General features: G+C 37.4%; 16 protein-coding genes. 12 read left to right on the top strand and 4 right to left on the bottom strand.

Annotated features, from left to right (window positions below; genetic code table 11):
• Window positions 1-131 precede the first annotated feature (131 nt).
• The 8 genes from A9Y75_RS24135 to A9Y75_RS24105 all read left to right on the top strand — a co-directional run bounded on the left by A9Y75_RS24135 (window position 132) and on the right by A9Y75_RS24105 (window position 13,001).
• Complete coding sequence (locus A9Y75_RS24135; RefSeq protein WP_071192150.1) at window positions 132-3,035, top strand: CHAT domain-containing protein; 2,904 nt, start codon at window positions 132-134, stop codon at window positions 3,033-3,035.
• A gap of 183 nt (window positions 3,036-3,218) precedes the next feature.
• Entirely contained in the window at window positions 3,219-3,356 is a 138-nt protein-coding gene (locus A9Y75_RS28865; protein WP_177176284.1) for a hypothetical protein, read from the top strand.
• A gap of 188 nt (window positions 3,357-3,544) precedes the next feature.
• Window positions 3,545-7,018: a DISARM system helicase DrmA gene (gene drmA, locus A9Y75_RS24130; protein WP_143046495.1), complete on the top strand. Its 3,474-nt coding sequence runs from the start codon at window positions 3,545-3,547 to the stop codon at window positions 7,016-7,018.
• On the top strand, window positions 7,015-8,889 hold the full coding sequence (locus A9Y75_RS24125) for a DUF1998 domain-containing protein (RefSeq protein WP_071192148.1): 1,875 nt from the start codon (window positions 7,015-7,017) through the stop codon (window positions 8,887-8,889). Before drmA ends, A9Y75_RS24125 begins: the two co-directional genes overlap by 4 nt.
• Window positions 8,886-9,686, top strand: a complete 801-nt coding sequence (gene drmC, locus A9Y75_RS24120; protein ID WP_071192146.1) for a DISARM system phospholipase D-like protein DrmC — start codon at window positions 8,886-8,888, stop codon at window positions 9,684-9,686. Before A9Y75_RS24125 ends, drmC begins: the two co-directional genes overlap by 4 nt.
• A 773-nt stretch (window positions 9,687-10,459) precedes the next feature.
• Window positions 10,460-11,272, top strand: a complete 813-nt coding sequence (locus A9Y75_RS24115) for an AAA family ATPase (RefSeq protein ID WP_071192144.1) — start codon at window positions 10,460-10,462, stop codon at window positions 11,270-11,272.
• The gene (locus A9Y75_RS24110) at window positions 11,244-12,050 is read left to right on the top strand and encodes a hypothetical protein (RefSeq protein WP_071192142.1); all 807 of its coding nucleotides are present in this window, start codon (window positions 11,244-11,246) and stop codon (window positions 12,048-12,050) included. Before A9Y75_RS24115 ends, A9Y75_RS24110 begins: the two co-directional genes overlap by 29 nt.
• A gap of 297 nt (window positions 12,051-12,347) precedes the next feature.
• Window positions 12,348-13,001 (top strand): DUF6753 family protein, encoded by a 654-nt coding sequence (locus A9Y75_RS24105; RefSeq protein ID WP_071192140.1) that lies wholly within the window; start codon window positions 12,348-12,350, stop codon window positions 12,999-13,001.
• On the opposite strand, the gene A9Y75_RS24100 is transcribed toward A9Y75_RS24105, so the two are convergent.
• Both A9Y75_RS24100 and A9Y75_RS24095 read right to left on the bottom strand, forming a co-directional pair.
• Window positions 12,990-13,685: a response regulator transcription factor gene (locus tag A9Y75_RS24100; protein WP_071192138.1), complete on the bottom strand. Its 696-nt coding sequence runs from the start codon at window positions 13,683-13,685 to the stop codon at window positions 12,990-12,992. The genes A9Y75_RS24105 and A9Y75_RS24100 overlap by 12 nt on opposite strands.
• Window positions 13,686-14,795: 1,110 nt before the next feature.
• Window positions 14,796-15,200, bottom strand: a complete 405-nt coding sequence (locus A9Y75_RS24095) for a helix-turn-helix transcriptional regulator (protein ID WP_071192137.1) — start codon at window positions 15,198-15,200, stop codon at window positions 14,796-14,798.
• 396 nt (window positions 15,201-15,596) lie between these two features.
• Between A9Y75_RS24095 and A9Y75_RS24090 the strand changes: the two genes are divergently transcribed.
• Both A9Y75_RS24090 and A9Y75_RS24085 read left to right on the top strand, forming a co-directional pair.
• Window positions 15,597-16,637: a hypothetical protein gene (locus tag A9Y75_RS24090; RefSeq protein ID WP_071192135.1), complete on the top strand. Its 1,041-nt coding sequence runs from the start codon at window positions 15,597-15,599 to the stop codon at window positions 16,635-16,637.
• 501 nt (window positions 16,638-17,138) lie between these two features.
• Window positions 17,139-18,713 (top strand): helix-turn-helix transcriptional regulator, encoded by a 1,575-nt coding sequence (locus A9Y75_RS24085; RefSeq protein ID WP_071192177.1) that lies wholly within the window; start codon window positions 17,139-17,141, stop codon window positions 18,711-18,713.
• A gap of 62 nt (window positions 18,714-18,775) precedes the next feature.
• On the opposite strand, the gene A9Y75_RS24080 is transcribed toward A9Y75_RS24085, so the two are convergent.
• Complete coding sequence (locus tag A9Y75_RS24080) at window positions 18,776-19,207, bottom strand: PIN domain-containing protein (protein WP_071192133.1); 432 nt, start codon at window positions 19,205-19,207, stop codon at window positions 18,776-18,778.
• Window positions 19,197-19,475 (bottom strand): hypothetical protein, encoded by a 279-nt coding sequence (locus A9Y75_RS24075; protein WP_071192131.1) that lies wholly within the window; start codon window positions 19,473-19,475, stop codon window positions 19,197-19,199. The genes A9Y75_RS24080 and A9Y75_RS24075 overlap by 11 nt, the downstream gene beginning before the upstream one ends.
• 191 nt (window positions 19,476-19,666) lie before the next feature.
• Here A9Y75_RS24075 and A9Y75_RS24070 point away from each other — a divergent pair, with 191 nt between their 5' ends.
• Both A9Y75_RS24070 and A9Y75_RS24065 read left to right on the top strand, forming a co-directional pair.
• Entirely contained in the window at window positions 19,667-20,266 is a 600-nt protein-coding gene (locus tag A9Y75_RS24070) for a hypothetical protein (protein WP_071192129.1), read from the top strand.
• Between the two features lie 336 nt (window positions 20,267-20,602).
• Window positions 20,603-21,736, top strand: a complete 1,134-nt coding sequence (locus tag A9Y75_RS24065; protein ID WP_071192127.1) for a reverse transcriptase domain-containing protein — start codon at window positions 20,603-20,605, stop codon at window positions 21,734-21,736.
• Window positions 21,737-21,747: the final 11 nt, after the last annotated feature.

Below are 21,747 nucleotides of genomic sequence, written 5' to 3'. Positions count from 1 at the left end.
TGTTACATAACTTTTCTATGAATTTTAGGGACATTATTAATGTCTCTAAAATCTTTATTTTCTGTGGATTCTATTTCAAAATAATCCTGCATTTGTGAGCAACACATCTGATTTTATAAGGACGTAATATTTTGGTATTTGATAGTTTTGATGAACTCAATACGGCTTTTGAACTAGCTCAAGCAAAATGGCTTCAAGGTGATATATTTGGGGCTTACAACAGCTTACTAGAAATTTTCACCTATCGTCTTTTATATGCGAGATTCATTGACGCAGATTTGAAAGTCATACAATTACTAGCAGATTTAGCTGGATTATTGGGTGAATTTCAAGCGGCTGATGATTTACTTTATAGTGCTATTTCCCTATATGAAAATGCTAAAAGCATATATTGGGCTGATTATACTCGCCTGAAACGAGTTCAACTTAGTTTAGATAGTGGAAAGTTGTCTCTAACAAGAGATTTACTTCAAGAAATGGCTCCCCGGATTGGAAATATTCAGTTTTACTCTTCAGGATTATTACAATGGGAATGGGAAGGGGGCTGTTTTTGGCACGACGCTGATGCTAAAGACAGAACTATCTTATTCGCTGAACTTTATTTAGCAATGGGACGTTTCTTCTCAGCCTGGGGACAGTATGGCGAGGCTCTAGCAGCACTGCATCAAGGATTGGTTCATGCTGAAAGTAAAGAGGTAATATCATTAGCACGACAGACAATATTACCATTGAAACTAGCTATTGCATCTGCTTATTTAGAACAGGGTAATTTTAATGATGCAGATATTTATATTTCAAATCTCCAAAGCCAATTAGTAGAAGAACATCAGTATCTACAATATGTTACCCGTTGCTTAGAGCTATCTGGCAAATTAAATCTGCTGAGAGGAAACTTGGGTGATGGACTGAAACAATTTCAAAAAGTTCAACAAACTTGTCGTCAATTTGGTTCTTCACGAGCAGTGTTACAGTCAACTCTCAATCTTGCCCATATCTTAATTTTACTCAATCAAACTAGCACAGCCCTCAATTATTTAGCAGATACCCAAATAGATGCATTGGCAATAAAAGATTCAGCTTTAGCTAGTCGTGCGGAATTATTAATAAATCTTGCTCATGCTCGTGGTCGTTCTTTGGTAATAGACAGTTCAATGGCAGTCACAAAAATGCTTCGTAGAAAACAAGATCATCAGACTGCCGCAGAAAAACAAGTGAAACTAGACTTGTCAGATCCATCCTCTAATTATTTAAGTTGGTTTGAAGACCGTGCTTTAGCATTACAATGGCAACTAAGCGATTATAATATAGGTAAAGCAGGTGTATTGCTACAGCTAATAAAGCACGTCTTTAAATCTACAGATTCTTATTTAATCAAATTACAAATTCGAGTGCTTGAGGGATTGTTTGCTTACTATCAAGGAACAGAAAGTAACAACATTACCAGCATTCAACAGGCAAATAAAATTCTAGAGGAAGTTTGTCCACAGTTAGAAGAAATGGGTTTAATTCCGGAACTATGGCAAGCACAAAGAATTCTGTCTTGGTGTCAGACCAAATTAAAATATCCAGCAGATAAACTCGAAGATTTAACAGTATCAACAAATAATTTACTAGAGCAAATGACCTCATCACTTACTCCAGAAGACCAAGTGTTTTATCTGCTGAATAAATGGACGTTAGATGAAGAGTACATTGCTACAAAAATTAACCAGCTAGAACGAATCCAATTTAGACTGAGTAAAAGTCCATTCTGGTTACGTCCTTGGCGACAGTTGCAATTAATGCAGCGATTAAATGCTTTAGTGGAACATATTGATAGATATAAGGATACCTTAGTCAAGCGTACTATTCAAGGTGAGAAAACAAAAGTTCCATTTTTACCTCCAGCATCACTTTGGGTGCGCTTGCTGACTCATCCCAAAGACCGAGTAACTCTTTCTTTTTTGATTCTGCCAGATCATGTTTTAGTTGTGAGAACAGGGCGATTTTTATTTGATTTTCGTGTTATTCCTACCACTCGTTTGGAAGTGCGTAATCAGGTACAACACTGGTACAAACGCATCAAGAGCCTTCATTGCAATCGTGATATTAATAACTATCGAGATATGATTGTAAATCCGGAGGAAGAATATGAACAAGAGATGGCAGAGGTAGCAAAAGAAGGGCAGGAAGGAGCTAAAAATCTTGCAGAAATGCTAGAAATCCCCAAGCTGCTTGAAGGTTTACCTAAACACATTCGGGCATTGACAATTGTACCTGATGATATTCTACATGGCTTTCCTTTTGCCGCCATAGTCTATAAAGGGAAGTATTTAATTGAGCATTATGCCATTTCTATCGCTTACGAGTCCAAAGGTAGGCGATCGCCTGCTAATTCAATTATTTCCAAACAAAAAGCGTTAGTAGTAGGTGTATCTAATGGCAACAGGCAGTTTTCCTCCCTAACAGGGGTTAAACCCGAATTAAAACAGGTAGAAGACTGGTTAGACCGCAATCACATTCATCGCTTTTCTTTTATCAATTGTTTCAAAGCCACTGTTGTTGAAAATTTATCTCAAGCAACCTTACTTCATATTGCTTGTCATGGCACTTTTGAGTTAAATCAACCAGACCAGTCAGGATTGGTATTTATTTCTGATTCTCAACAACAGGAGATTCTTAGCCTTAGAGAATTATCAGAAATGAACTTAACGAATTTGCGCCATGCAACTCTCTGCTCTTGTTGGTCAGCAGATCACTTTATCCTTCCTGGTCGCTGGATTATCAGCTTACCAGAAACACTCTGGCGGTCTGGAACTCAAAGTATCCTTGGTTGTCTTTGGAAGGTAAATGATGAGATTGCAGTATCTTTTATGACCCGTTTTTACAACTATTTAGATGAATTTCCACGAGATGAAGCTTTGCACCGGACTCAGTTAGATTGCCTAAATAATCGTCTACCTAACTGTGGCATAGAATATACTGATAACCCTTTCTTATGGGCAGGATTTAATCTTTATGGCGACTATACCTACATCTCGCATCAAAAAATTTGATGTAATTTCATCACACAGTATTAAGAGTAGAAACTAAACTCGAATGAATTGTTAATCCAACAAATATAATTATCTAGTTAGCGGAAATATGCCGCTAACTAGCCGCATCTTCTCTCTTCACCCCTTCAAGTTTATCTCTCAATTCTTCAAACCCTTATCTCAAATTGCTTTCGGCTTATCTTAGTGCCATTCGGTCTAGAGGGATTGTATGACAAAACCAAGCAAGCGGTGCGTTTAGAAAGCGATCGCCCTCATGTGCTGCGGCAAGCAATTGTGGCTTGTCGCAAAGGTGGTATGGCTCTTCGGTACTTACTATGCTAAATTAACCCATAAAATTTAAAAATCCTTGCCATATAAGGATTGTAGGTTAATCCATCGGTTTATTCAACATAAATTTGACATCAAAAACAGCAAAAACCCTTACAAATAAAGGTTTTGGGAGAAATAAACTTATATTTGGCATAACAGGTAATGAAGAGCCACATTAATAACACGGAGATAATAATATTTTGACCGGAAATTCTATACTAATAACCTCCGCCCAAGTGCGATCGCATCTTATTGATGCCTTACAACTTGACCTCATCGGACCCACACCCGATGATCTTGTCCACGCTGAAGAAATTTTAGATCAAGCACCATCCAAATGGTATCTAACAGGCTTCCTCGTCCCCTACGGCGCACCAGTTGAGCAACGAACAGATAACGCCAGCGATGAGGAAATAGACGCAGGTGGTCATGTTGGCTCTGGTGAAGACGAAAATACTCCAGACAAAGCCTTTGCCCGTAAAGCCTATTTTCCTTCTTCAATGGGGTTGAGCATCCTCATACCCCAAACCGTTATTCAGCTTGATGTTACAGTTCAGTGGGGCGATTACCAGCCGCTAACGCCTGAAAATCAGGACAGTGGACAAATTACTTTTACAGGTGATTGGCAACGAATTCCCAAACAAGCTGAACTTACCATCCCTCTCCGTACAAGCAGTACACCCACTCAATTAGACCTGGGTTTAAATATAGGCAATACAATTAAACAACTGGAAATTCCCCTGAGTGGTAGCAGTTCTCCCTTATATTTTGACGTTCCTAACAGCAATGGGTTACAACTGGTTGTTTCAATCCGTTCCGTACCCTCTGAAGAATTAGTACCAGCAGGAACGCGCTCAGTGTCCATATTCTTAGTTAATCATCGCCACCCTAGTTCTGACGAAAAGCGGGATACTGCTTATGCTTTTCAAACAAATTTAATCATTCAGACTGAAGATTCCTTTGTCCCCCGCCCCAATTTACGTGGACGCAATGGAGAAGACTGGGATGAAAAAGTTGCTGATTTACAATACCGAGATGATTATGAATATGCTGTTGGTCATAACGTTTCTGCGATCGCCATTGCCAATTCTCATGGTGGCTGTCAGGAAGTAAGAACCGCTTGGATACCGACGGCTGATGTCGAAAAGGTAATTGCAGCCAAAGTTGCAAACGTAGAAGTCGGTATGGAAGCCTTAGCCGCCGCACCAACAGCAGCAGCCTTGCAAAATTTACTCAGTCCGATGGTTAGTGCTTATACCCAATGGATAGATGAGCAACGAGTCAAATGTCCAACTGGGCAAAATCGGTTAGATGTAGCTAAAGAGCTATTAGATCGAGCCGGAATTGCAAAAGACCGGATTGCGGCCGGCTTAAAGGCATTGGATGACCCACAAGTATTAGATGCTTTTCGCATTGCTAATCGAGCGATCGCCTTATCAATGCGCCAGCGTGCGACTCATAAGAAAAACATTACTTCCGAATCTGTAACGCCACCTACTTGGCGACCCTTTCAGCTTGCTTTCTTGCTGATGAACTTAGTGGGTATCGCTAACCCCGAACATTCAGACCGGGAACTGGTAGATTTACTGTTTTTCCCTACAGGTGGTGGTAAAACTGAAGCCTATTTAGGACTGGCAGCTTTCACACTTGTATTACGACGGCTGCGTTATCCGGGTATTAAATCGGCTGGACTCAGTGTGTTGATGCGTTATACATTGCGGCTGCTGACCCTTGACCAACTGGGACGGGCGGCGACAATGATTTGCGCCCTAGAATTAGAACGGGAACAGAATATAGAGAAATTAGGAACATGGCCATTTGAGATTGGATTGTGGGTAGGACAAGCGGCAACTCCTAACCGAATGGGTAAGAAAGGAGACAATGATGAAAACAGCGCCCGTTCCCGTACCATTGCCTTCTTAAATAACAATCGTAAACCTTCACCCATTCCTTTAGAAGATTGTCCTTGGTGCGGAACTAAATTCAGCCACTATTCATTTCAGCTACTGCCTAATACTGACCAACCTATAGACTTACGTATAAATTGTGCCAATCGTCGTTGTCATTTTAAAGGCGATCGCCCTTTACCAGTATTAGCAGTAGATGAACCGATTTATCGCCGACTGCCATGTTTTATTATTGCCACAGTAGACAAATTCGCCAGTCTCCCTTGGGTAGGAGAAACTGGGGCTTTATTTGGGCGGGTAGAACGTCATGACAAAGATGGCTTTTACAGTCCAGTTCATCCGGGTAGAGGTAAAGCAATTGAGGGTTATCTGCCACCACCAGATTTAATTATTCAAGATGAACTGCATTTGATTTCTGGTCCATTAGGAACAATGGTAGGGCTTTACGAAACTGCAATTGATGCCCTGTGCAGTCAAGAAATAAATGGTCACAAAGTCCGTCCCAAGATTGTAGCTTCCACTGCGACAGTGCGCCGGGCAACCAAGCAAATTCAAGCATTATTTGGGCGAAATGAAGTTGATGTCTTTCCCCCACCTGGACCCGACCGCCGTGATTCATTTTTTGCGAAAACAGTTCCTGCCCAAGAGAAAAATGCTCGTACTTATGTAGGAATTGCTGCCCAAGGGCGGAGTCTCAAGGTAGTATTGTTACGTACTTATTTAGCATTGATGGGAGCAGCACAGAAGGAATGGTTAGCAGCAGGTGGAGATAAAAACCCCAAGAATCCAGCCGACCCTTATATGACATTGCTCGGATATTTTAATTCGTTACGCGAACTGGGTGGTAGTCGGCGCATTGTCGAAGATGAAGTCAACTCTCGGCTGATTCGCTACAGCCAACGTAAACGAGTTGGTAAAAGTTCGGGTTTGTTTGCTAACCGTAAAATTGACGATGAACCGGAAGAATTGACCTCTCGTGTCAGCACCAACAAAGTTGCAGATACCAAAAGCCGTTTAGAAGCCACGTTTGACAAAAAAGAACGTGTGGACGTGGTGTTAGCTACCAATATGATTTCCGTCGGTCTGGATATCACTCGCTTAGGTTTAATGGTAGTTCTCGGTCAACCTAAAACAGCGGCAGAATACATTCAAGCTACCAGTCGTGTGGGACGAGATGAAGAAAGACCGGGGCTAGTAGTAACATTACTTAATGTTCATAGACCACGCGATCGCTCACATTATGAACGTTTCTTTGCTTGGCACGCTACTTTTTACCGAGCAGTAGAAGCAACCAGCGTTACACCCTTTTCTCCTCGTGCCATTGACCGAGGTATTGCTGCCATTACTGTTGCTTTAGCCCGTTTAGGACATTTTGGGATGACAGCACCACTCCGAGCCAGTGATATTATTCAACACCGCCAAGCTTTGGATTTTGTTGTTGATACAATCTCAAAACGAGCAGAAATGCACGACAAAGATAAAAGCAATACTGAACTTGAGGAACTACGTCAAAAAGTCAGAAAACGAGTCCAAGATTTACTAGATACCTGGGAACATATTGCTGGTCAAAAAATGAGCCTCCAGTACCAGCGTGAAGTTGGGGAAGCACCGCCCCTATTATTTGACCCACTTGACCCGGAATTAGCAAAAAAACCACTAGAAGAGCGAAAATTTAAAGCTCAACGCAGTTTACGTGATGTTGAGCCAACAGTTAATTTGTGGGTTCGTAATCCTGATGGATTTGAGGTAGAGGAGGAAGAAAAATGAGTAAATCAAACAAAAAGCGGCCTCCGTCTGGAGAAATTCGCCAAAGTCAAATATTATCTACCTTTGGACCAGGGGCAATGGTAGATTTACCCGATTATTCCATACTAATCGGCGGACTCAATCACTGGCATGGCGACAAAAAACGCATTTATGAAGAACGATTAGAGGAACGAGTTGCTGAAATTTTAGGGGTTAACGATATTGCCTTATATGCCCCACCTGTAGATGAGAAAGATCCCAAAGCGTCTCGCACTGGAATTACAGCCTTCGCTTTCCCCAGTTGGTTTGTTGCTCAAGTCGAAGAAACTTGGCCTAAATCAAATGAAGCAGCACCCAATAGCAAAGTTTACCGGACACGCCCTTTACTGCCTTGGGGTAGTTTGGTAAGTGGCAAATATCTTAATGCTGACAAAAAGAAAGTACCAGTTGTACCCATGCGTTTTGTGCAAGCTTGCCTGAATGGGCATATTAGCGATATAAATTGGTATCGTTTTGTCCATGAAGAGTCTCAACCTAAATGCCGAGGTCTACTGTGGTTTGATGAGGGCGGTTCAGGTAATGATTTTGCTGATATCTTTGTGCGCTGCGAAGCTTGCAAAGCTCGTCGTCAATTATCAGATGCCACAGTACCCAATGGCAAGGTCTTAGGCAAGTGTGAAGGAAATCGCCCTTGGCTTGGACCCAAAGCCCAAGAACTCTGCTTTTCTCAGGCTACAGGAAAACCAGAATATAATCGGCTGTTGGTTCGCTCTGCCAGTAATGCTTACTTTTCCCAGGTTCTCAGCGTTATTTCTTTACCCGACGCAAATGCAGCTTTACAAAATGCCGTTAATTCAGTTTATGAAGATTTTCTTCAGTATACGGAAAGTAGTGATGAAGTCAAAAAGGAACGCAGAAAGCAAAAAGTAGCTGTTGCCTTGGCAGGATTTAGTGATGAGGCTGTATGGGCAGAAATCCAGCGCCGACAGAGTGGAGAAGGCAAGGAATACAAGAGCATTAAGCAAGTAGAAATCGAGACTTTGCTATCTAGTCCCTTTGAAGTAGGGGAAGATATACCTGATAGTGACTTTTATGCTCGGGCGCGGCAGTTAGATACCTTAAAACCAGAATTGTTATCTCGAATAGAGCGAATTATTTTAGTACACCGACTTCGAGAAGTAATTGCCCAAATTGGCTTTACTCGCTTTGAGGCAATTATGCCTGATATTGATGGCGATTTAGATATTCAAGTCCGACGGGCTGCTCTGGATATTGAGCCTAGTTGGATGCCAGCAATTGAGAACAAAGGTGAAGGCGTGTTTATCGCTTTCCGCAAGGAAGCTATTGAAGATTGGCTCAAACGAGATGCGGTAAAACAACGGGGACGGAAATTAAATAAGGGCTTTGAAATTTGGCGACAACAAAAAGGTATTGCTCAAGAAAAAGCCAAGTTTCCTGGATTGCCTTACATTATGTTGCACTCTCTGTCACACCTGTTAATTGCTGCTGTGTCTTTGGAGTGTGGTTATGCTGCTAGTTCAATTCGTGAGCGTATTTATGCTGGCGACTCAGGTTATGGCATTCTTTTATATACTGGTTCTCCCGGTTCTGAAGGTACTTTAGGGGGATTGGTAGAAGTAGGAAACCGAATTGAATACCATTTGGAAGTTGCTCTGGAGATGGGGAGGCTTTGTTCTAACGATCCAGTCTGCGCCCAACATCAACCAGATGCCGAACAAGAAGATAGATTTTTACATGGTGCTGCTTGTCATGGGTGTTTACTGATTGCGGAAACATCTTGCGAACGGCGTAATGAATTTCTTGACAGAGCATTGGTAGTTGCCACTGTTGAAGGAACAGGGGCAGAATTCTTTGAGGACAAAGGAGGATGAAGAGTTTTCTTAACCTCAGTCGTCCAGCCCTTGTTAATTTAGCAACGGCTTTAGAAACTGGCAGACTTTCTCCGCCTTTTTCTATATCCAATGTCGCTAACTACATCCCAGCGGCTTTAAATCGAGACATTGTTGATGAACTCAACCATCTCAATGTCATAGGTGTACATTCTGAGCATATCGCTTATACACTGCGACTATTAGCAGAGGAACGAACTGCATCTCAAGCTCTGAGCGATCGCATTGACTTGGTTTGGACTGGCCCAGAAATTTCTGGTTCTCAAAGCCGCGATACTAGTGTTGTTGTGCGTGAGTTGTTTAGCACTGCCAAAACAAGTGTTTTGATTTCCAGCTTTGCTATTGATAAGGGACACAAAGGACGAGAGTTATTTAGGATTCTATCGCAGGCAATGGATACTAATCCAGAACTAAGTGTACGTATGTTTCTCAACGTCAACCGACCACACAACAGTGAAACTCCAACATCTACTTTGTTGCGGGAGTTTGCCAATACTTTTCGCCAAGATATTTGGCCAGGAAAAAGACTACCTGAAGTATTCCACGATCCGCGATCGCTAATAGTGGGCATGGATGCAAAAGCTTGTTTACACGCAAAATGTATTGTAGTGGATCAAGAGCGGCTACTTGTAACTTCTGCTAATTTTACGGAAGCGGCTCATGAACGGAATATTGAAGCTGGTGTACTACTAAATGATCCAGTAACTGCTCAAGCTTTACAAATGCAATTTGAAAGCTTGGTTACAAGAAATATCCTATGCCAAATTCCTGGAATTTGAATAATTCAAATAATATTTTATGACCTACTAGTTATTTATATCACACATTCAAGATTTAAATACTAAAACATATTTTGGCACAAAATATGAACATCGGAAACTGCGATTACTAGGTCGCACTATCTCTATTCCTATGGCTCCTGCGTCGCCACGCAAGCTATCGGTCCCGTAAGGGATACGAGACGCTACCGCGTAGCAAGATCCCGTAGAGTACGCTATCGCTCGAACTAGGCTAACAGGTTCTCTATATCCTTCACAAATACAACATTTTCAAGGGGTATTGGTTTTATACAAGGGGGTTTCAGATGGAAAATTTCGTTAAGCGAACAGTATTGCCTCCCATCTACTCAACCAGTTTATCCCCACATTCCACTTAATCGCTGATTGGAGTGGAAATTGAATTTAGGAATAATCAACCGTAATAGAATACATCAAAAAGCCTACTATTTTACATCAAATGATGGTTTATCAATGAGTAAATAAACTGTAAAAATACAACTGACGCTTTCATAAACTTGAAAATTAACTGGAGTTGATCGTAACTTACAGCCAATTGTCATCAAACGTGCCACAGGTAGAAAGAATTAAACCCAGTGCTAGACTTCGTTATGCGATTTATTTTTGTGGTGAGTTTGATTCCTACGGAGCGCTTCGCTATCGAAAACTGCTGTAACTTAAATAAAAACTAGTTTATCTCTTTCATTACCAGAATATCTTCAATATTGAAGCATATCATTGCTTAATTTATGACTAGAAAAAGGAAGAACCCCACCGTGAATGAAAATGAACAGATACCAGCAAGTGAAGAAACTACACAAAATCAACAGTTAGAAACAACTGAACAAACAGGAAGAATAGTAATTATCACAGGGGATAAAGGAGGTGTAGGTAAATCTACATTTGCAAGGGGATTGCTACATTTATATATCAACAAACAGTTAAAGTATTTAGCTTATGACTCAGATCATCGCAATGCCCAATTGTATAGACACTACGACTCAGCACAACCTGGAGTCAAGCTACTTGATATTTTCACAAGAGGTGGTGCAGATGACTTACTAATAGACTTAGAAAAAGAACTTCCCCCACTGGTATTAGTAGATTTACCAGCCCAGTCAGGTCTATTTTTTGAGAATTTTGAGAAAGACTTGGGTGTATTTGATGCTGTCAAAGGCTTAGGATACAGAGTCACAATGGTGAGTGTACTATCTAGGGTAAAAGACTCAGTGAATATATTACGAATTCTTCACAAATACTGTGGAGATCGCGTTGATTATGTAGTTGTAAAAAATCTGTTCCACGGTGAAGCTGATAAGTTTGAACGCTATGACAATTCCGATACTCGCACCACACTTTTGGCAGATGGTGCGGTAGAAATTAAAATGCCAGATTTATTTTTCAAACCCTATGACTATATTGATGAAAAGAACTTAACTTTTAGTCAAGTTTTAGAAGATAAACAAGCCAACATTGTCATCAAATCTCGTGTTTCAGCTTGGTTGAAAGAATTTGAGCAAAGCGTATTGAATGCTAATGAATTATTGGGGATAAAAGAAAATGCAGTCATCACAGATCAAGCCGCATAGCCAAAATAATCCAGGAATTATCCCCAATCCTAAACGACTAGTAATGACAGTTGGTGATGCTAGAGTAGGTAAGTCAACAACAGCACGTTTGTTGATAGAGATTTATCTAGAATCACAACTAAATCTCAGAGTTTATTACAGTGGTAATCGCAATAAGTTATATGCTTATCAGCTATTATTACCTATTGCTCAATTGCCCTTAACCCAAGGTGGTGCAGACCAATTATTAATTGATTTAGAGAGTTTTTCTGATGTGCCAGTAGCTTTGAGTGATTTACCCGGACAAAGTTTTGAAGAATTCCGACAATTTGCACAAGAAGTAATGCTGTGGGATGCAATTGCACAATTAGGTTATCGTATCACCTTTGTGCATCCAATTTCTTATCGGAGAGATTGTACAGATTATCTACAAGAGCTTTTTAATTGTTATGGAAATAAAGCAGACTACATCATTATCAAAAATCTGTATTTTGGTGATGAATTTCCTTACTATAATGGTTCTGATATCCAACAGCGTATCCAAGCAAGTGGAAACAATGAGTTATATTTGGGCAAGTTATGGAAAGATACTTATGAATTATTAGAATCTCTGGATTCACCTTATAACTATGGTATCCAAAACTCTGAAATAGATTCTATGAACCGTTCTCGTGTCTTTAATTGGATGGAAGAATTTAGTGAGCAAATTAAGAATAATAAATATATTGGGGAATTATTGGGTTTATTAAACATTACATCAACAGTGGATTTACAAAATCAATTAAATAGCGATTTTTAAGCTTTGTTGTAAATATTCAAAATCAGAAATAACCGGGAATAAGATTATGCGTATAAAAATTATAATTTAGAACAATTTTAGGATTTCTACCCAATTAATATGAAGCTGCATATAAGTAATCGGACAAAATTAATTACACAAACATCTGGACTAAAATTTTTGACTGATAGAGAATTGCTAAATAACCAATATGTAATAGACCTGTCTATTTCAGCACAATAAAAAACTGACATATAGGAATCAGGTTTGATTACTATATCATCTCTATCAAGAAACATAAAAAAGGCACATCAACTTATGAACACCTCTGTAGAAGCTTCTTTAGATACAACATTAGCAGGACAATCAGATCATTTTAAACAAAAAGTTCTCGATGTAGTGAGACGTTCTGGTATCAATCCTAAAGACCCATTGTTTTTGGTATTAAGTTCCCTGGGTAAATTTGAGGTCTTAATGGAAGACATTCCCGGTAAACTTAATACTGTAGTCGAGGGTTGGACAACAGAAATAGATGACAAACTTGATAAAGCATCAAGTGTAGCCATTGTTCAACAAAAAAGTGCTATCGCTAAAGCAGCATCAACCTTGTTGAGTAAAACTGAGCAAAAAAAATCTAGACCCGTCTTTAGTCCTTTAATAGCCACTGCCCTGGTATTATCTGGTGTGTTTGGTGTTGTTGTGCTGGCTGGTAATATATTTTTTATTTGGAGAGGTAGAGGGTTAACAGAACCAGTTCGCTTGACTGTAGAAGAACAAGAAACTTTGAATTGGGCTAAGTCAAAAGACGGAGAATTTGCTCGTCAAATTATGAAATGGAACGATTTTGACCTGAGTGTTTGTCGAGCCAAAAAAGCTCAATTGAAAGGCAGATGTATGATTTGGGTTGTGAATAATGACGAGCGACAACGTTATCTAGATCAATTAAATCAAAAATCAAAATCAAGCCGTTAAACTGATTTGATCCATTTCAGCACTATCTATCAGTCCCTCTACAATTGCTTTAGTAGCAGCTTGAGCGCGGTTTTGACAATCGAGTTTAGTTAGAATACGATGGACATGAGACCTCACAGTACCTACACTCAAAAAAAGTTTGTTGGCGATTTGATTGTTTCTATCACCAATAGCAATCATTTGCAAAATCTCTAATTCCCTAGAACTAAGCGAATATTGCCGACAAACTCGTTTTATTTTCAGACTGGGAGTAACGACTACTGGTTGAGGTTGCAAATTTTGAATTAATATTTTAGCGATCGCAGAATCTAACCAATTTTCTCCTTTGTGTGTCACATAAATAGCTTCTGCTAACTTTTCTTTAGCTATCATCCTCGTACAATATGAATCTGCCCCTGCTGCAAAAGCTTCTTTGACAAAGATTTCCGTAGATTGAGCATTGAATATCACTATTTTAGTGATTGGTGATACTTGTTTAATCTGTTTTACAACTTCAAGACCACTATCATCTGGGAGATGCAGATTAACAAGAGCTATGTGTGGAGCATGAGTTTCTATTAGTTTTAGTCCTTCTAATGCTGTTTCGGCTTCCGCACAAATCTCGATACTCTCCTCTTCCGAGAGTAACATTCTAATACCATACCGAGTCAGATCATGGTCATCGATAATAACTGTTTTGATCATCTGATTTACCTCCTATTTAGGTTGGATTATCTGATTTTTCAAAATTATTAGTGATGATCTTGAAAAATGGTAACTGATGACGGAGTTCAATTGGATACAATACAAAATTGAAGCAGCGGCATAACATCGAAAGTAAACAGAAATCTTATTTATGCCATGTCCCTACCATATCTTGCATCCAAATGAGAACCGCTATATTTGCCAGTTTAGGAGATGGCAAATTTAATCTTCTAATAATTATTCAATAATTTATTTTCAACAGTGATCTGAATCACACTTAAAACAACTAGTCTTATATATTGTGTACAAATACATAATGTTTAGAGTATTAAAATATATAGGGTTTGCTGAATAAGTACCCAAAGCGAACCTAGATGCCACACAGTGCGAAAAATGGTGGTTTGGCAGATTGTTTTCCAAATTCACCCCCTGATTTTCCATAAAAATGCAAGGATTTTGAGGCTCTAAATGCCATATCCTTGCACTTTTTTGTTCTCAAAATCCCCAAAACCCTTATTGAGAAGCGGTTATAGCTTTACTCAGCAAGCCCTATATATGAATTAGAGTGAAAGTATAGATGAATAAGCATTTTATCTATGCAAACTCAATTTAATTAACATCAATAGAAACTTGTAAAAAACTAGGATCAAAATTACCTTAAACTTAGAACTGGCAATGCTTTTACTTTAATTAACGACTTGTCCTTATCAAAATTAGCTTTGAGCCATTTTATTTATATTAATGTACATTACGGTACTTATTAAGCAAACCCTACTTATTATGCTAAATACCTCTAAAAATAGGACTAAAACCCTTACTGGACGAGAACAACAGTCATTATTATTCACGTTTTGGGCTTGTTTATAAAATTTAGTATAAAAATGCCTGTAAGCCTTGATTATAAAGGAAAGTTCCGAATTTTAATTAAAAATTCAGCATAACACCTACCGAAGAGCCATATTTTTTTACTCGGCAGCCAAAACTAATTCATCGTTTAAGTATACCCCAGTATCGAATTTATATATATTTTTATATCTCTTTTTTATATCTTTCGGTACTAGAGCGATTATAATCGCGAGTTATACTAATGTTTGTACTAATTACAAGCATTCATGCCCGCTGTTTTAAAAATGTTACACTTGTAGTAATTACCTCTGCAATATCTGCTGAGTCGAGCATGGAAATTTGTGCTAAAAGTTCCTGTTTAATCTCTTCTGAAGGACGTTTTTTACTGTTTCTGGTGTTAATCAATGAATTACTTTCCAAACTTTGCCGATAGATTGATAGAGATATTTTGCCGTCCAAATACAGTTGCAGCAATTCACTGTTACCACCACTCAATTTGGCCAAACGCAGAAAATTTTTAGAATCGGTTTCGGGAATAGCTTTACCCTTTAACCATCTGTATACAGTTGTAAAATCAACACCAATGGCTTCAGATAAAGTTGTTTGAGTCCAGCGTTCTTGCAATAGCTGTTCAATTAACTGAGCTAATCGTTTTTGGCGTTCCTGCATAGTTAAAACTCTGGTAAAACCAGTTATAAAAGTTACTTCTTACTTTTTGACCAGTAAACTAATTTACTGTTGTTTCCATTTTATACTTACCCCTGCACAAGAGTACAGCTAGGCTCGAACCTCGTGGATATTGATCATTTATTTTATTTAACTAATTTAAAACGAAACCTCTTCTATTTACAAGAGTTTGGGGAACTTAATCAAAATACTACATACCACAATTTAATAAAAAATTCTGCTTCATAAAAGAAATGAATTATTAAAAAATAATAAAGAATCGTGCAATGTATATTGCAGTATGCAAGCATTATTAATATGGCGAGGTGCAATGTTACAAAATGTACTTTAAAAAGCATCCGTCAACAAACAAGGTGTCATCACTCCCAAAGCAAAGTTATGACGTATATGACAGACTTCAATCGAGCTTCTGTTAATGAAGGAGAGAACCGAATAAGGTCATCCTCTAATTCTACCGTCTTTTTGAATACACAAAATCTTACTTTTGCCCAAGATAGTGATCTAATAGGGTTACAGACTAACTCTGAAGAAAATCAGGCTGATTGTCAAAAGCTATCGAACATGGAAAATCAGCTAAATGAGGCTGAAAACGCCGAACTGGGCAGGTTAGAGTGCAAAATAGAAAACGGTTTAAAAGCTTTTTGGGAAATAGGGCAGTCTTTAGGTCAAATTCGAGATAAACGGTTTTATCGACAAGATTATAAAACCTTTGAGGAATATTGCCTGAATCGCTGGGAAATGTCCCGACGTTCAGCTTACCAGTTGATTGATGCAGCTTTGGTTTATGAAAATGTGCGCCATGGCGCACAAATTTTGCCAGCCAATGAGCGCCAAGTCAGACCTTTAGCAACCTTACCGCCAGAAAAACAACGCGAAGCTTGGGCTAAAGCAGTTTCTACAGCCCCCAATAGTAAAGTCACAGCTGCTCACGTTGCCCAAATAGCAAGAGAGTACCACCGAGAGAACTCAGCAAATAAATCTAGGGAAAAGCATTCTTTTGAACAACAACACCAATCAACTGATAATTCTAACCGTAGTTGCTGGAATTGCCGTCATTCTAGTCAAGAGTTGATAAAAGATGATCACCAAAGTTTTTATTGCGATCGCCTGGGTAAGTTAAGTTTTGTTGAGAAAGACGGCAACCAAAGAGGTGCAGAATGTGAATACTGGACTTATCGCTTTGGAGAATCATCTGAAGTCAGAAATAATTTAGTCCCGTTACGAGAAACTTTTAACCTCACTTTACAACTGCCAGCACACCTACAACCATTAATACAAGATGCTGCTAAAAAGTCAGATTTAGCAGTGATGGAATGGGTAGCAAAACTTGTGGAAGAGGCAATTTCCAAGAAGAATGCTCCTCAAAATCGAGATATTCACCAAAATTTTATAGACATTACAGTTTCAGAAGTTGCCTGATATTCAGGAATTTTAAGCCAAAAGAAACTATTTGGGGTAGATAGAACTGGCAATAAAGATAAAAACTTCTAATACAGCATATTGCAGGTCAATGAGGTATAAATTTTAATCACAAAGCCTTGCACCTAAAGGGTTTTACTGCTGACTGCTGAAATCTGCTGCAAATTGCTTGGCGTAGTCATAGCTTAATCAGGATTAATACAAAAAGATCCTTTGTTGAAACTGGGTAGTTAAGTTCAATACTTTCGCCAAAATCCTGAAACCCTATTGATATCGTTACGATTTTATTGGCCTTGGGATTTATATTTGGCAAATTGGCGAAGGTATTGTAAGTTGCCACTCTTATAAATCTAGCAATTCATTAATACAAATTTCAAAGGTATATGGGTTTTTATTGTAAACCTATACATCTATCATATTCACGCCTAAGTTTTATCAGTATTGGCAGTGAAATGCAACTTCTAATCAGGTCAACATTTGGTAATTTGGGGGAGGACAGTTTTGGTATCAATAGGAGACAATAGTAAGAGGCATCCCAAACCTGAATTATCAGGCTGCCAACTAGGAATCGCTGGTCTACAAATACCGCAGACACCAAAAGCTACTAAACGATTTAGGAAAGCTAAAAACCTTCCTTTCACAGAACAACCACTATTTATAAACAATAACTACGAGATGACAGCAACAGGTGCGCCAATTATTAGTGCTACCCAAGCATACCTTAAACAACCTGATTGGAATAAATATAGTGATGGCAAGCTTTACTTCTCAAAAGAATTTGGTAAAGGTCGTTATATCGAGTTCTACATACTTCACCAACAAGCACATCAACCACAATATATCTTGGATGGTGCGGAACATCAAATTCTGGAAAAGTACGGTGTAATGGCTGCTAGATTACACGCAGTATTTGCTACTTATGCCACACAACAAAAAGAACCTTGGAAACAGCCTTTTATCCTGCGTGGTTCAGAACTAATTAAGACACTGCAAATATATAAAAGTAAAAAACTCAGTAAATCACAAAAACTCAAAGCTATAGCAGATTTGGCTATGGTAGTTGGTACTTTAGGAGCGGTAATTCAATGGTACGAAGGCGATTTAAATCTTTGTATTAAAGAACGCTGCTTACTGTGGATAGTAAGTGTACAGGAATATAGTCAACCGAATTTATTTCAAGAACCAGAAGATTTATTAGAGGTGATAATTCGTGTACAGCCTGGACTTTGGACTTATAATTTTCTCAATGCTGAAGGAGAAAAATCAAAAACTGCCCTCTATCAATGTGGGTTTATGCCTAAGCAAGTCTTTGATTTAGATGCACATAAACATAAACTAGCTTTTGAACTTGCTTTATATATTATTCAAAATAATCGCGCTCATAAAAATGGTACTTACACAATTCATAATTTATTGAGTAATATCTTACCAGATTCTCAAATTGAAAAAGCAGTCAGTGATTATCGGTATGGTTGGCGATTGAGAGAAGATTTAGAAGAAGCTTTTCTGCTATTAAAAGATAAAGTTAATATGACGATTGAGTTTGATGATATAACCTACCCAATGTGGTTAAGACCTTTGTGGGCAATACCAGAAGAACTAGCTCATTTATCACCTCAAGAAAGAAATCAAAAGTTACTGGGAAAGAAGAAGTTACCAGATAATTATATTCAAAATATTTTATTACCTGCTAAGTTAAGTTTTAAGTTACCTTCTTCACAGATAAATAATAAGAAATTAGTGAAAAATCAAAAAAATACACAATTTCACACAAAATCTAATAAAATTGGTGTAAAAATACAAAATCCGGTTGATGTTGTCATAAATAATTCTGGCGTAGCTGAAACTTCGGGGGTAAGGAATGGTAAAGTAACAGTTAGGGATATACCTGTTATCAAGGAAATAAATGGCAGTCTGGTTAAAGAAATGAGAACAGCTAAAAAAATAAGTCAAAGAGACTTTGCTAATGCTGTAGGTATGAGTCAAAGCTGGGTCAGGGATATTGAGACTAAGGGTAAAGATGCACCTATTCCTGAAAAGTATACTGCTATAATTAAAGAGATTTTAAATTATTGATTTAATTGGTGAAGATAATTTCAGGATAAACAAAATATTTTCAAAAATTGCATTTCCATTTATTACAAAACTTTAATAAATCCCATGCCACATTGTAGAAAATGATCATCTTGAGTCAGGATATATTGAATTTTTAATTGTTCCATAATTATCATAGAAGTTAAATCTGTAAATGATATATAAGGTTTATCGTTTAATTTTTTTCTTAATTCATAAGCTAGTTTAAATTTATCAGTTGTCATCTGTTCAATTTGCAAATTGCCTAATTCGGCAGATTGCATGATACCTTCAATAAAAGTTGTAGCCTCTTGAAAGTTTTCTCTTTTAAATAATAAAGAAATTAATTCATCTAAAACATAATCACTGGTATATATCAAAGTCTTTTGTTGTTTTAATTGATAGTAAAGTTCTTTGACGGATTGATGATAATTATCTCTACGATGTCCTAAAGCTAACCATCCCCAAGTATCAATGAAAATAGACTTATATTTCATTATGATTACCCAAATTATATAGTTCTTCATCAAGATTATCTGTTGATATTGGTTCTCCTGAAATAATACCAATAACATTTAATAATGGATCTTCTATCGTTTCTCTATCTGTTAATTCTCTTTGTTCAAAAGCTTTTGATAAAGCAATATCTTTAATTATTTCTGTAAGTATAGCTGAAAATTCTTCTTTATTTTCAGAAAAAATCTCTATTATTGCTTCTTTAAGGGTCTGTTTAAGTTGATTGTGTTCTAAGGATAGGTTAGACATAATAACCTCTATAACATCTATTAGATTATAACCTGTTTTAACAGGTTTTAGCTTTGAACCTAAAATTTATTTCAAGATTCACAATTCATCGCTTTTAATACTCGGATGCACCTATTCCTGAAAAGTATACTGCTATAATTAAAGAGGTTTTAAATTTTGGATAAGCTATTGAAAATCATGAGGTAATAGCAATGGCTTATAGCGATTTTAGCTTAACTAAGTTTAGGAATAATTTTCATATTATAATTAAGGAAGAAATTGATTTATTTGCTGCTGTAGAACCTATAGAACTCAGTGAAAAGTTAACCAGCACTTTGGAAGAAACTACGGAACTCGCGTTAGCAATAAATACGAAAAAAGCACGCTCAGAAATGATTATTACGCCAATTTTATTAGAAGTAAGGCGTAAAGCTAATTATCAAATTAGTTTATTTTCTGGTACAGATTTTAATGTTGATGTTGAGAAAGGTTTAAATGGTTATTGTGATTTTGTTATCAGTCGTTCTAGAGAACAGTTAACAATTAATGCTCCTGTGCTAATTATTGTAGAAGCTAAAAATGAAAATATTAAAGGTGGTTTGGGTCAATGTGCAGCAGCAATGTTAGCAGCACAATTGTTTAATGAACAGGAAGGTAATGAAATTAAAACTATTTATGGGGCTGTGACAACAGGAGATATATGGAAGTTCTTGAAGTTGGAAGGGACTGATATATTTATTGATTTGAATAATTATTATATTAAGGAATTAAACAAGATTTTAGGTATTTTGTGTCAAGGTGTATTGGGTTGAAATTTGACCTTTTCTGGTACTGCGTTCCAAACGCTCGTTCTTTGGTAATGACAGATCAATAATTTTAGAAAAAACACAATAATTATGTAATTTAAGCTAAATAACTTATGTTTACCTGTATAATAAACTTAGGTTGTTTTAAATCGCCCATTCAAGGCAGTTTAAAATGCTAGTTATATAAATCACTTGCAGGAATAAGTATTGATTTCCGTTGTTGATCCTGCGACGGTGTATTGAACGGTTAGCTTTAACCTAGTGTTTAATTCTTTTTCCTTCTTCGATTAAGCGAGAATACACCTGCAAGTGATATTTTTTTAACTATCTATTCAAGACAAAGTGCAAAAAAACTCCAAGTTATTTTTAACAGAAACTCCCGAAGCCTTAAAAGAGAAATTTTACTCTCTCAAAAAACCAACGGATATAGCTGACCTTTTAGAAGTTTGTTATTCTAATCTGATTTATCACATATATGTTGTTAAGCCTGAAAAGCGTTATAAAATATTCGATATTCCTAAAAAATCTGGTGGTATTCGTCAAATATCAACCCCGATAACAGCACTTAAAATTATTCAAAGGAAACTTAATCAAGTTTTACAAGCTGTATACGAAACAAAGCCATCAGTGCATGGTTTCGTAAGCAGTAGAAATGTTGTAACTAATGCTCAAAATCATGTAAAAAAACGCTATGTTCTCAACATTGATTTAAAAGATTTTTTTCCTTCAGTTAATTTTGGTCGAGTCAGGGGTATGTTCATGGCTACTCCTTATGGCTTACATCCAGATGTGGCAACAGTTTTAGCACAAATTTGTTGTTATAATCATGAGTTACCTCAAGGCGCACCAACTTCACCAATTATTACTAATATGATTTGTGCCAAGATGGATGGTCAATTACAAAGATTAGCTAAAGAGTGTAAAGCTACTTATACAAGATATGCAGATGATATTACTTTTTCGACAAGCTTGTCTAAATTATCTAAAGATTTGGCATATATAGTTAACGAAGAAGATCAAGAGAAATTAATTATTGGCGATACTCTATTCAAGATTATTAAACAAAATGGATTTGAATTAAATGATAATAAAGTTAGATTACAAACGAGGGGAAATCATCAAGAAGTTACGGGTTTAACAACTAATGTTTTTCCTAATGTTGACCGTAACTATGTTCGTCAAATTCGTGCTATGCTTCACGCTTGGTCTAAGTTTGGACTCGAAGCTGCTGCAAAAGAGTATTCAATAAAATATGAATCTAAAAGTAGATTAATAAACAATGAAAAACTAGAGTTCAAGCCAGTTATTCGAGAAAAGATAGAATTTTTAGGTATAGTTGAGGGCAAAAAAGACCAACTAAAATTTAAGAAAGTTATTCGAGGAAAGATAGAGTTTCTTGGTATGGTTAAGGGTAAAAATGACCCTGTATATCAAAAATACTTTAATATTTATCAGCAATTAATTAAATCGGTTTAACTAGAATTTGA

The organism is Trichormus sp. NMC-1 (assembly GCF_001858025.1).
Taxonomy (GTDB): domain Bacteria; phylum Cyanobacteriota; class Cyanobacteriia; order Cyanobacteriales; family Nostocaceae; genus Anabaena.
The sequence above is the reverse complement of the archived record's forward strand: the minus strand, read 5'-3'. Positions and strand labels throughout refer to the sequence as shown.